The sequence below is a fragment of the Promicromonospora noduliphila genome (genome assembly GCF_056951025.1).
This window is the reverse complement of sequence record NZ_CM167806.1, coordinates 4,533,244-4,545,630: the sequence shown is the minus strand read 5'-3', so window position 1 is coordinate 4,545,630 and position 12,387 is coordinate 4,533,244. Positions and strand designations below refer to the sequence as shown.

Below are 12,387 nucleotides of genomic sequence, written 5' to 3'. Positions count from 1 at the left end.
GCGCTCAGCGCACCAGCTCGTCCGTGAAGCCGTTGCCGAAGACCCGGTGCGGATCGAGCCGGTCCAGGATCGCCACGGCCTCGGACCACTGGCCGGCTCCGTACGATGCCGGCACCGCCGACCCGATGACCTGGTCGTCGGCCCAGGCCGCCGTGTCCGTGTAGCCCCAGCCCTTCGACCACTCGACACGCGCGAGCGCGTACCCGCCGTCGAACGTGCTCATCAGGAACTGCTCCAGCTCCCGGTAGAACTCGTGGGCCCCGGGTGAGGTCGGCTGGGTCAGCACGTCCACCCACACCGCGCAGTCGTACTCCGGGTGGTCGGGATGCGGGCGGATCACGGAGAGCAGCGGCGGACGGGCGCCCGGCGCCGCGGAGTCGCCGGGCGTGTCGAGGCCGCTGACCCGGATCTCCACCTGCCCGTTGACCGGGAACCGGCCGGCCGCGGCCCAGGCCTCCAGCCGCTCCCGGTAGAAGCCGGCGAACTCGGAGACGACGCGCTGGACGTCGGCGCGGCGGGTGAGGATCCCGTACCCGTTGGCGGTCTCCCGCAGCGTCGTCGGGCGCAGGTAGAACTGGAGCATGTACGCCGGGCCCCACAGGTCCGTGGCGAACGTGGCGGTCAGTCCTGTCGCCGCCACCGTGTACTGCGTGGCGCCGAGCACGGGCGCGAGGTGCCAGGAGCCGCCGACGAGGAGCCCGACCAGCCGGGAGACCGGGGTCGGGACCGTGTCGCTGAACGGGTAGTTGTACGGGGTGTGCACCTGCCGGGAGGTGGCCGGGCGCTCTGGGCTGAGGCTCCAGACCTTGAGCCAGGGCTTGTCGGTGAAGGCGAACCAGATGGTCTCCACCCGCCCCGACTCCGCCATGAAGTCGGCGAAGGTGTTTCCCCGGGCGGCGAGGGCGCTGCCCGGGGCGGCGAACAGCTCGTCGGCGGTGAGGTCGACGCGGCTCTGGCAGCGCAACGGGATCTCCTCGCCCAACTGGAGCTCGGCCTCCACGACGAGGCCGCGCCCGAGGTGGGTGGCCAGGGCCTCGCACTCCTCGTCGGTTCCGCGGTGGAAGGTCCGGACGACGTAGGCGTCCTGGCCGGGGTCCCAGACGACGGCGGTGAGGGACAGGACGAGGTTGCTGAGGCTGCCGTAGGTGTGGCCGGGGCGCGCGGGCTCGCCGTCCGCGGGGACGCTGGTGCCGTGGGCGTCGATCGCCAGGGTGCCGCCCAGGGTCAGCTCGCCGGGTGCGGGGGTGTTGGTGACGCCGAGCCCGTGGTCGGCGAGGAAGGCCAGCAGCGTCTCGAGGAGCACTCCGGTCTGCGCACGCACCGCGCCGGCGGCGCCGACGGGCGGGGTGGTGAGCTCCAGGTGGGTCAGGTGCTTGGTGGTGTCCAGCAGGAGGACCCGTGCGTCGGGCTCGGTGGTCGGCGTGACGGTCAGGGGTGACCAGGTGTGCGACCTGCCGCGGGCGCGCAGCCGCCAGCCGTTGGCGCGCGCCCAGTTGGCGAGGTCGGCGAGGTCCTGCCCGGTGCGGGGCGCGCAGGTCCACAGCCCTCCGTGGGTGATCTCGCCGGACCAGTTGATGTAGGGCGAGAGGTAGGGCACGAGCCCGGCGGGAAGCTCGGGTGCGGTGCTCGGGACGGCGGTGGACGGGGCGGCCGCGGACGCCGCGGTGGCCGCGGTCGCCGGGGCGAGCCCGGCCGTGGCGGCGCCGAGCGGGATGCCCAGCGCTCCGGCGGCCGCCGCACGCAGGACACCGCGGCGGGTGAGACCGGGGGATCCGGCGGGGCCGGGGGACGTGATGGGATCCGGGTGTTCCGACTGATCGGACATCACTCGAATGTATGACTATGTGGCTTTGGGCACCAGATCCGTCCGGCGCTTTTTGCATTCAGGTGGTCATGTGTGGGTGAATTGAGGGTGCCGCGCTGACATCACGCGGTAACGAGTTGGTATAAAGGGGCCGCGCCAGGAGAGTCCGGCGCAGTCCCTCAGTGCGGAGGCCGAGTGCTCACACGCTCTCTCGCGACCGGAGCGGTCGCGATCGTCGGGTTCCTGGTGCTTGTGGCGACCACTGAACTCTTCTACTTCGGGCCTCCGTCGGGGGTGCACAACGGCGGCGAGGCCTTTGCCTCCCTCGGCGGCGCCGCCTTCACGTTCCTCACCTGGGCGATGGTCGGCTGGTCCACCGCGCTGGTGACGCGTCTCCTGCGCCTGCCACGGGTGTCCGCGCTCGTCGGGATGACCCCGCCGGTCGCGGCGATCGTCGCCTTCGCGGTGACCATCGAGCTGGACGCGTGGTCCACCGGATTCGGTGTGCTGTCGTTCGCGGCGGCCGCGGCCGGCGTGCTGGCGACGAACCGGCGCCGCCGGGCGGTCGGTCCCCGCACGGTGCACGCGGGACACCCCCCGGTCCGCATGGCCGCGTGACCGAGGGGGGTCAGCCGCCGTCGGCCGCTTTTCCCTCCGAGACCTCGGTCTCGAAGGGGACGGACGTCTCGAAGGGGACGGACGTCTACCAGAAGCGGACCGGGAGGCCGTGGCGCGCGTACACGGTCTCGATGGCCGTGCGGACCTGGGCGGGGGTGCCGAGCCACTCCTCGTCCAGGCCGAGCACCGCGAGGGTCGCGACGCCCGCGTGCTCCGACCACCAGGAGTCCACGCCGCCCCGCATCTGACGCAGCCGCCCGCGGGTCAGCCCCTGCGTGACCCCGCGCATGAGCACGCTGGAGGCGGGCGTGCCGAGCGGGGCGGCGAACGTCGTGGGCAGCCGGCCGAGGTTCGAGGCCAGGCACAGCGGCGCGGTCGCGTCGCGCGCCGCCCGCTTGGCGACGGCGTCGGGCACCATCTGCATGAGCGGCTTGAGCGGGCCGAGGGTGTCCACCCGCGTGCCCGACGTCAGGGCCCGGAACTCGGCGCTCGACCTGGCCCGGATCTGGGCCATGTCGGCGACGACCCCCGCCCGCTCCGGCGCCGGTGTCACGGTGGTGTCCACGGCGATGGAGACCCCTGACGTCGCGTTCGAGCGCAGGTCGTCCTTGCGCCGCAGGCTCACGGGCACCGACACGCGCACCGGCATGCCGGCCGTCGCCACGCCCGCGGCGAGCAGGATCTCGGTGCACACGGCGATGAACAGGCTGTTCGCGGTGCCGCCCGCCGCGTGCGCCGCGCGGTGCCAGGTGGAGGCGTCGGTGTCGACCACCACGATCGGCGGGTGGGCGAGCTCCGCGTCGTCCGCGCGCGGCTCGGGCCGGGGCCGGTCCGCCGACTGCTGCGCCAGCATCGGCGGCACCGGCCCCTGCCGGGCGGCCTGCCGCAGTCCTTCGACGGCGGCGCGCGCCTGGCCGGTCGCGTCCCGCAGGTCGGCCACCAGGCCGGTGCGGATGCGCTCGCCCTCCTTGGGCAGGCGGCGGGTGCCCGACGGCGGCGCGCCCCCCGGGGTGCCGCCCGCCGGGGTGCCGCCCGGAGCACCGGCTGCCGAGGCTCCGGCGGGGACCAGCCCGGCGTCCGCGACCGCCGCCTGGAGCGCGCCCATGTGCATGCCGCCGTCGGCCACGACGTGCGACGTGACGAAGCTGAGCAGGCTGCCGCCGCTCGCCGTCGGCGCCGCGGAGAGGGCCCAGGTGGGGCCGCGCTCCGGGTCGAGGTGCACCTGGGCCTGCTGGTCGGCCCAGGCGAGGACGGCGTCGTCGGGCACGGGGGCGGAGCCGACCACCAGGTCGGGCAGCGCGGTGGACGCCGACCACCTGGCGCGGGCGCCGGGGAGGCGGCCGGGCCGCACGACCCGCTGCAGCGGCCCGTGCGCGAGGCCGCGGTGCAGCGCGCGGACGGCGTCGCGGTCCAGCGACGCGGGCAGCCGCCAGACGGTCTGGTTCACCACGGCGACGCCGAGCACGCGGCGGGTGCGCAGGAAGAGGTCGTCGTCGTAGGTGAGGCGGTTGCTGGGCTCCGGCCTGCTGGGCTCTGGCCTGCTGGGCTCGGGCTTGCTGGTGGTCGCTGGGCTGGTCACGTGGTCTCCGGTACCTGGCGGGTGGGTAGGGTGCGCGCGTGCGTCATGTGATGGCCCTCGTGGGCAGCCGAGGAGATGTCCAGCCGGCCCTTGCCGTCGGGCTGGAGCTGCGCCGTCGTGGGCACGAGGTGGTGACCGGCGTGGCCCCGAACCTCGTGCCGCTCGCCGAACGGCTGGGCCTTGACCCCGTGCCGCTGGGCATCGACTCGGCGGCGCTGCTGGGGTCCGACCTGGTGCGGCGCGACATGCGCTCGGCCCACCCCGTGCGCAGGGTGCGCGCGCTGCGCACCGTCGCGGCGGCCGGCTGGGACGAGCTGCGCACCGGGCTGGTGGCGCTGCTCGACGACGTCGGCGGGGCCGACACCGTGGTGACCGGCCTGCTGGGCCAGGAGGTGGCGGCGGCGGTGGCCGAGCGGCGCGGCCTGGCCATGGCGGCGCTGCACTACTGCCCGGTGCGGGCCAACGGCGTGGTGTCGCCCGTGAGCGGCGTGCGCGGGCCGCGCGCCACGCGCGCCGTCTGGGCGCTGGGGGAGCGCGTGCGCTGGGGCCTGACCCGCCGGGCGGAGAACGCCCAGCGCGGCGAGCTCGGCCTCGGCGCCACCCGCGTGCACCTGCCCACCCGCCTGCGTGCCGCCGGAGCGGTCGAGGTCCAGGCCTACGACCCCGCGCTCGTGCCGGGCCTCGCCGACGAGTGGGGCTCGCGCCGCCCGTTCACCGGCTTCCTCGCCCTGGACGACGACGCCAGGGCCCGCCTCGGGGAGGTCGGCTCGGGCACCGGCCTGGACAGCGAACTGGAGACATGGCTGGACGACGGCGACCCGCCCGTCTACGTCGGGTTCGGCTCCATGCCGGTCGCGGACCCGGCCGCGCTGCTCGCCGCAGTCGACGCCGCGTGCGCGGAGCTCGGGGTGCGGGCGCTGGTGAGTGCGGGGTGGAACGACTTCTCCGGGGCGGGTGGTGCCGGCGGCGCTGCTGGCTCCGGTGCGGGTGGTGGGGCGGTCGGCTCCGGTGCGAAGGCCGGGGTTCGCTCCGGCGCGAACAACGAGGGCGGCTCCGGCGCGCGGGGCGGGGCGGCCGGTCCCGCCGTGGACGAGAAGCGGGTGCGCGTGGTCGGCGCCGTCGACCACGCGGCGGTGCTGCCCCGCTGCCGCGCCGCCGTGCACCACGGCGGGGCCGGCACCACGGGAGCGGTGCTGCGGGCCGGACTGCCCGCCGTCGTGGGCTGGTACTCCGCCGACCAGCCGATGTGGGGCGCCCTGCTGCGCGACGCGGGGGTCGGCGTCGCGCGCCGCGCGAGCACTCTCACGCAACCCGGTGTGCTCGCCGGGGCGCTGGCCGAGGTGCTCGACGACGCCACGGCGGCCCGCGCCGCCGCGCTCGGGTCGCGGCTCGTGCCTGCCGACCGGGCGGTCGCCGCCGCGGCGGACGCGATTTCTGGCTGAGGCGCCCGCCGCGGGGTTCTCCGCCGTGCGACCGCCGGTTGCGGGACACCCCGTCGCGGGGCTGTTCGTCGCGCGACCGCTGGTCATGGAATCGCCGGCCACCGGTCGGGCCGCCGTCACCACGGGACCGCCGGGAGCCGCCACCCGTTCGCCTCGGCGAGCACGAGGCGGCGCAGGGTCTCGTCATCGGCGACCCGGTCGGGGTCGAGGGCGGCGACGCTGAGCATCGTCACGCGGCCCACCGTGGTGCAGAAGGCGACCAGTCCTCCGCCGGCGGCGCGCAGCTCGACGGCCGAGGCGCCCTGGTAGTGCGACAGGGTGGCGACGGCGCGTACCGACCCGCCCGGCGCGTGCGTGTACCCCTCCGGTGGCATGCCCAGGTTGGACGCGAGGGCCGCCGCGACGGGCGGCTGCGGCAGGCGGCTCACGACGGTGTCGGGCAGCATCTGCACCAGCTCCAGCGGCACGGGCGCCACCCCCGGCCCGGCCTGTCCGACGGCGGTGTACGCCTCTTTCGCCGCCGCCCGGACCCAGCCGAGGTCGCGGTGGGCGAGCACGTCCGCCGGGATCGTGACCCGGGCGATCTTGGTGGAGTTCGCTCGCGGGTCGTCGGCGCCGCGTGTGGACACGGGCAGCGCGACGGGAACGGGCTCGCCCGGGAACCGGCCGGTCGCGTGCACCAACCGGGCCAGGAACGTCACGAACCAGGTGTTGGGCGTGCCGCCGTGCGCGGCGGCGACCTCGGCGACCCGCTCGGACGGGAGCTCGACGTGCAGCACCGGGGCGCGCCAGCCGGCGTCGTCCTGGGCCTGTCCGCCAGTCTGCCCGTCGGCGGAGCCTGTCGAGGCCGTGCCGGTCGAGGCCGGGCGGGCCGCGGTTCCCGACGCCGGGCTGGCTCCGGGCAGCGTCGGCCCGGCGGAGGCCGGTCCAGTAGGCGTTGACCCGGCCGCCATCGTCCCGGGCGTCGTCGAACCGGCCGTTGCTGGCCCCACGGGTGCTACCCCACCCGCCGTCGCCCCGCCGGACGCGGACCCGGCCACCTGCCCGAGCGACTGGCTCGCCGCCGAGCGTGCTGCCTCCCGGGCCTTCGCCCCCGCCCAGCGGCCGACGGCGGCGGCCTGGGCCGCGGCGTCGGCGGCGTCGGCCAGCAGGGCCCGTGGCCCGCGCTCGGGTGCCGGCACGACGATCGGGTCGGCATGCGTGGAGGCGCGCACCAGGGCGTCGATCAGCGCCGCGCCGTCCGCCACGGCATGCGCGCACGTGAGCGAGACGATCCCCCCGACCACCTCGCCGGTGCCGCTCGGCCCCGCGCCGGTCGCCCGCCGCGCCACCAGGTCGACGGCGGCGAGGCGCCACGAGCGGCCCTGCGCGGGATCGAGCGGCACGTCGGCCTGGGCCTGCGCCCACGTCCCGAGCTGGTCGGCGGGTACCGGCGTCGTCTGCAGGTCGAGGACCGGCAGGGTGCCCGCGGGCGCCCACCGGTGCCGCGCGCCGGGCACGCGGGCGCGCACCACGCGCCGGTGCAGGGATCCGGCGGCGATGCCCTCGGCCAGGTCGCGCAGGCGGTCGGCGTCGTACGGCCCGTCGAGGCGCCACAGCACCTGGTTCACGGCCGGGCTGGCGTCGCCGTCGTGCCGGCGCAGGAACATGTCGTCGGCGAACTGCAGGCGCAGTGCGGTCGGCGGGTTCGTCACGCTCGTCTCCCCGTTCGGTTCCGGCCCGGAGGGACCGTCCTCTCAGGGGCCCGACCATACCGGGCATAACCAAGGGGACTAACTTTCACCCGACGAATCCGGTATAAAGGTCGGCGCAAGGGGACCGCGGAACTCGTCCGACGTCGTGCTGGCCGTGCCCACACAAACGAGCTAGGACGCAACCTGCATGGAATACACCGAGCTGTCGGCCTACGAACTGCCCGCCGGAAGGGTGACGTCCTGGACGCCACGAGCCGACGCAGGCCGCTGGCAGCAGGACCCGCGAGAGCTGTCTCCGGGGCATGAGGCGCACCTGCGCGACTCCGAGCCGGGCTCGTGGATCGGGTCCGTGCTGCGTGTGCCCGGACCGTACGAGCCGGAGCCGCTGCGCCGCGCGATCCACGCCTGGGTGAGCCGCCACGAGGTGCTGCGCACCACCGTCACGCGGCACGGCGACCAGGGCTGGCGGCGCGTGACGGCGCCCGCGGAGGCCGTGGCGATCAAGGACCTGGTGGTCGGCGACCTGACCGCCGGCCAGGTCGCGGCGCTCCTGCCCAGCCTGCTCGCCGACGTCTCGCCCACCGCGTGGCCGCACTGCGTCATGGCGAGCGTCGTGCCGGCGCTTGCGCCCGGCGACGGCGGCGCAGTGGCTGACGGGGAGCCGGGCGACGGCGTGGCGGGCGACGGCGAGCCGGGCGACGGCGTGGCGGGCGACGGCGTGGCGGGCGACGGCGTGGCGGGCAACGGCACCCCGGCCGACGGCGTCCCGGGCGACCAGGGCTTCGTGCTCGCCTTCGGCGCCGACCACTCCGTGATGGACGCCTACTCCCAGCTCCTGTGGTTCGAGGAGATGGTCTCGCTGTACGACGCCGCGCGCCGCGGCGTGCCCGACGCCGAGCTGCGCGCGCTGGAGGTCGGCTCCCACGTGGACTTCTCCGCCGAGGACCGCAAGCTCGCCATGACGCTCGCCGCCGACGGCGAGCCCGTGCGCCGCTGGCTCGACTTCCTCGGGCCCGACGCCGCCTTCCCGCACTACTCCGGCATCACCCGCCCCGCCACCGACGCCGCCGAGGCGGCCCGTCCGCAGGCGTCCCGGTCGGCGTGGCTGGCCACGGTCGACCAGGTGGACGACCTGAGCGGCCGGAGCAGGGCCCGCGGTGCCTCCGCCCAGTCCGGGGTGCTGGCCGCGTTCGCCCACGCCGCGCGCCGGGTGCACGGGCTCGACCGGCTGCGGTTCGTGCTGCCGATGCACACCCGGTACGCGCCGCAGCACGCCGCCGCCGTCGGCTGGTACGTGGGGCTGTGCCCCGTGGACCTCGACCTCGACGGTGTGGACCCGGTGCTGCGCGACGTGGACGCGGGCCAGGACGGGCAGGCCTGCGTGATCGACGGCAACGCCCTGACCGACACGGTCGAGCGCGTGCACGCAGCGGTCTTGGCGGGCAAGCACCTGGTGCGGTACTCGTTCGCGCGCATCGCGGAGCTCGGCGGCATCACCGACAGCCCGCACTTCGCCGTCTCGTACGTGGACACTCGGTTCGTGCCGGGCGCCGAGCGCTGGACCTCCTGGGACGCCAGGACCCTGCGCAGCCCCGCGTACGGCACCGACGAGCTCTACCTGTGGTTCCTGCGCACCCACGACGGTCTCAACGTGTCCACCCGCTACCCGGACACCCCCGCGGCGCACGCCGCGCTGGACGACCTCATCGAGGAGCTGCGCTGCTACTTCCGGGCCTTCGGGTCCGCCGACATGAAAGAGGCAGTCGCATGATCCTCGGTGCCATGGGCACATGGTCCCCACGCCCCGGACAGGTGCTGCACGTCCGGCCGACGGCGGCGGCGCTCACCGCGGCGGAGCAGGCCCCGGTGGACCCGGGACCGCCGTCGTTCCTCCAGGGCGACCACCTGTGCGCCTACGCGGCGCGCCGGGCGTCCGGCGGGCGGCACCGGGCCTGGACCGGCACGGCGACCGACCTCGACGGCACGTTCGACGGGGCGGCGCTCGCCCGGGCGCTGACCCGGCTGGTGCGCCGGCACGAGGGCCTGCGCACCTGGTTCGACGTCGACGCCTGCGCCGACGGCGGCGAGCCGGTGCGGCACCTGGTCCCAGCGGACGTCGTCGGCTTCGAGGTGGTCGAGGTTCCGGCGTTCTCGCCGGTGCCGGGCCTCCCGTGGGACGAGTGGGTGACCACCCACCTCACCACGACGTTCGACGCCGCGTGCCGCCCCGACTCGTGGGCGCCGTTCGCGCTCGGCGCCGTGGTCGCGGACGACGGGTTCGGCCTGTTCTGGGGCTGCGACCACGCGTTCACCGACGGCGCGTCGCAGCTCATGGTGCTCAGCGAGATCGAGGAGCTGTACGCGCAGGAGCTGGTAGGAAGGCCGGACGGCGCCGAGGCACCGGAGCCCACGCCCGATACTGCCGGGTCGTTCCTCGACCACGCGAAGGCGGAGCACGCCCTCGCCGCCGCGACCCCCGCGGACGCCCCCGAGATTCGCGCCTGGGCCGACGCCGTCGCCGCGCACGGCGGCCGTCTGCCGCGCTTCGCGCTCGACCTCGGCCTGCCGCCCGGCGAGAACGCGCCGGTGCGGATCCGGTCCACGACCCTGCTCGACGCCGACGGCGTTGCCCGGCTCGAGGAGCTAGCGGCCGCGCACGGCGCGCGCTTCACCGGGGCGGTGTTCGCCGGACTCGCGCTCACGGACGCCCGGCTGACCGGCGCCACCGACTGGTTCGGCGTCACCGTCGTGGGCTCGCGCGGACCCGGGTTCGAGACCACGCAGGGCTGGCTGTGCAACTTCGCGCCGGTCACGTTCTCGCTGTCGGACGGCGGGGCGGCTGACGGTGCGGTGGCCGGCGGCCGGATGGCTGATGGCGCTGCCGGCGGCGGAACGCCGTCCTTCACGGACGTGCTGCCCGCGGCGAACGCGGCCTTCCGGCAGGCCAGGAAGGTCGCGAGGGTCCCGGTGCACGCGGCGCTCGGCGTGATGCTGGCCGAGGGCGTCCTCGACCCCGCCTCCCTCGGCAGCCCGCAGCTCATCAGCTACCTGGACCTGCGGCGGTTCCCCGGTGCGGGCCGCCCCGCCTACGACCGCGGCCTGCACTTCACGGGCGAGGGCCGCACCGCGAACGCCTCCCTCTGGGTGAACCGCGACGACGAGCGCCTCTACCTCGTCATGCAGACGCCGGACACCCCGGTGGCACAGGCCGCCGTCGACCGCTACCTCGCCGAGGTGACGGCCACGTTCGAGGCGGCAGTCGGCGCGTCCCGGGTGCCTGGGGTGGGCGAGTCCGGGCTGGACCGGGCTGAGCTGTACCCGGCTGAGTCGGGCGACGCCGAGGCTGGGCCAGGCGAGGCTGAGGCCGGGCCGGACGGAGCCCGAACGGGCGCGAGCACGGACGAACGCCTGGAGGCGGCCGGTGCGGGTCGTCTCGGCTGACCTCTGGGAGCCGGCGCCCGGCCAAGTATTCACGTGGGACGTCCTGCCGGGGGCGGGCCCAGCGCCCGTGCCGGCGTCGCTGACCTACAACCAGCGCAACCACCTCCTGGGGGCCGCCACCGGCGAGCCGAGCGTGTGGATCACCGCGGCGTTCGACGTCGACGGCCCCGTCGCCACCGATGCGCTGGAGGGGGCCTTCCGGGACCTGGTGGCGCGGCACGCGAGCCTGCGGGTGGAGGCGGTCCGCCGGCGGGGCGGCCCCGACCTGGTGCGGCACGCGCCCGACGGGCTGGTCTGGCTGCGGCAGGACGGCCCCGTCACCCGCACGGTCGAGGCCACCCGCGAGCATCTGGTCGCTGAGCTCGGCCGGCGGTGCGCGCCGTTCGGCTACCCGGCGTTCCTGCCGGCCGCGATCAGCCGCCCGGACCGGTCCACGATCGTGCTCGGCATGGACCACCTGCACACCGACGCCTGGTCCACCACCGTCGTCGTCGACGAGCTGGCCGCCTTCTACGACGCGCGTAGCCGGCGCGGCGCGGCGGAGCCCGCCGTCGCCCTGGCCGGAACGGTCACGGCCGGGGTCGCGACCGTCGCGGCCCCGACGCGCGCGCCGCGGACGGCACTCGCCCCGGCAGTCCTTGCTCGGGCCGCTGTGGTTCGGGCCACCGAGGCCCCGGCTCTTGTGGCCCCGGTCACCGAGGCTCCGTCCACTGGTGCACCATCCACCGGTGACTGGTCCATAGGCGCTCCGGCTGCCGTAGCTCCGGCTGCCCTGGCTCGGGCGGTGGTGACTCCGGCGGTTACGGGTCCAAGAGGCCTGGCCCCGACAGCCCCGGCGTCCGACAACGCACCCCGCCCCACGACGGCCGCGGTTCCGGACCTGCCGGCGGACGAGCAGGTCGAACCGCCGACTGGCCCGGCGCGCGTCGGCGCGGACGACCCCCGCCTCGCCGCCTGGCACGGCTTCCTCCGCGACCGCGGCTGGGCGCTTCCCACGTTCCCCCTGCCGCTCGGCGTGCCCGGCGGCGTGCGGGTGCCGCAGCGCACGGTCGTGCTCCCGCTGGCCGACGCCGCTACCGCTGACGCCGTCGCCGCACGCGCCAGGTCGGCCGGCGCGTCGACGTCGGCGGCGGTGCTGGCGACGCTCGCCGGAGCCGTCGCCGACCTCGGCGGCCCCGCCGTCCTGGAGACGCTCCTGCCCGTGCACACCCGAGGCGACGCCGCCGCGCGCCGGGCCATCGGCTGGCACACGACCACCGTGCCGCTGCGGATCGAGGCCAACGCCGTGGGCGCCGCTGACGTCGGTGGGGTCACCGATACTGCCCTGGCCACCACCGGTAAGGCCCTACGGGCCGCGCGCGAGCTGTCGGCAGTGCCGCTCGAACAGGTGGTGGAGTCGCTGCCGAGCCCGCTGCGGTTCCCGCGCGTGGACATCTTCCAGGTGTCCTACCTCGACTACCGGCGACTCCCCGGCCACGCGGCCGCCGCCGGACGGCGGGCGCACCACATCTCGGCCGCGACCCGGGCCGATGACCTGCAGCTCTGGGTCTCCCGCACCGACGACGGCGTGGCCGTGCGCGCCCGCATGCCCCGCACCCTGGTGGCGGTCGAGACGATCGATCGACTCCTGAACCGCTGGACGGAGCGCCTGATGGGCCTGACGACTGGCTGACGTGCTCTGGACGCTGCGAAAAGTTACAGAAAGTGTATCGATCTGCAGTATGAAGAGCGGCGCAGAGTCCGCACTTTCGCACGAGGTCGGCAGTTGGCATCGAGATCGGCACAGGCCTGGACCGATCTCGATGCCAA

8 protein-coding genes are annotated in these 12,387 nt (G+C 75.7%); 5 read left to right on the top strand and 3 right to left on the bottom strand.

Going from position 1 to position 12,387, the window contains the following annotated elements:
• Positions 1-4 precede the first annotated feature (4 nt).
• Positions 5-1,825, bottom strand: coding sequence for a cholesterol oxidase substrate-binding domain-containing protein (locus AC0QU1_RS19925; RefSeq protein WP_483571802.1), 1,821 nt, complete (start codon positions 1,823-1,825; stop codon positions 5-7).
• A 174-nt stretch (positions 1,826-1,999) separates the two neighbouring features.
• Between AC0QU1_RS19925 and AC0QU1_RS19920 the strand changes: the two genes are divergently transcribed.
• Positions 2,000-2,422 (top strand): hypothetical protein, encoded by a 423-nt coding sequence (locus tag AC0QU1_RS19920; RefSeq protein ID WP_483571801.1) that lies wholly within the window; start codon positions 2,000-2,002, stop codon positions 2,420-2,422.
• Between the two features lie 85 nt (positions 2,423-2,507).
• Here the strand turns inward: AC0QU1_RS19920 and AC0QU1_RS19915 are convergent, their stop codons facing one another.
• The gene (locus tag AC0QU1_RS19915; protein WP_483571799.1) at positions 2,508-4,001 is read right to left on the bottom strand and encodes a hypothetical protein; all 1,494 of its coding nucleotides are present in this window, start codon (positions 3,999-4,001) and stop codon (positions 2,508-2,510) included.
• A gap of 38 nt (positions 4,002-4,039) precedes the next feature.
• Here AC0QU1_RS19915 and AC0QU1_RS19910 point away from each other — a divergent pair, with 38 nt between their 5' ends.
• Positions 4,040-5,443 (top strand): glycosyltransferase, encoded by a 1,404-nt coding sequence (locus AC0QU1_RS19910; RefSeq protein WP_483571798.1) that lies wholly within the window; start codon positions 4,040-4,042, stop codon positions 5,441-5,443.
• 116 nt (positions 5,444-5,559) lie between these two features.
• Here the strand turns inward: AC0QU1_RS19910 and AC0QU1_RS19905 are convergent, their stop codons facing one another.
• Positions 5,560-7,137, bottom strand: coding sequence for a hypothetical protein (locus AC0QU1_RS19905; RefSeq protein WP_483571796.1), 1,578 nt, complete (start codon positions 7,135-7,137; stop codon positions 5,560-5,562).
• A 187-nt stretch (positions 7,138-7,324) separates the two neighbouring features.
• Here AC0QU1_RS19905 and AC0QU1_RS19900 point away from each other — a divergent pair, with 187 nt between their 5' ends.
• The 3 genes from AC0QU1_RS19900 to AC0QU1_RS19890 are packed head-to-tail and all read left to right on the top strand — an operon-like array spanning position 7,325 to position 12,250.
• Complete coding sequence (locus tag AC0QU1_RS19900; protein ID WP_483571794.1) at positions 7,325-8,908, top strand: condensation domain-containing protein; 1,584 nt, start codon at positions 7,325-7,327, stop codon at positions 8,906-8,908.
• 11 nt (positions 8,909-8,919) lie between these two features.
• Positions 8,920-10,578 (top strand): condensation domain-containing protein, encoded by a 1,659-nt coding sequence (locus tag AC0QU1_RS19895; RefSeq protein ID WP_483571792.1) that lies wholly within the window; start codon positions 8,920-8,922, stop codon positions 10,576-10,578.
• Positions 10,559-12,250 (top strand): hypothetical protein, encoded by a 1,692-nt coding sequence (locus AC0QU1_RS19890; RefSeq protein ID WP_483571791.1) that lies wholly within the window; start codon positions 10,559-10,561, stop codon positions 12,248-12,250. The genes AC0QU1_RS19895 and AC0QU1_RS19890 overlap by 20 nt, the downstream gene beginning before the upstream one ends.
• Positions 12,251-12,387 lie beyond the last annotated feature (137 nt).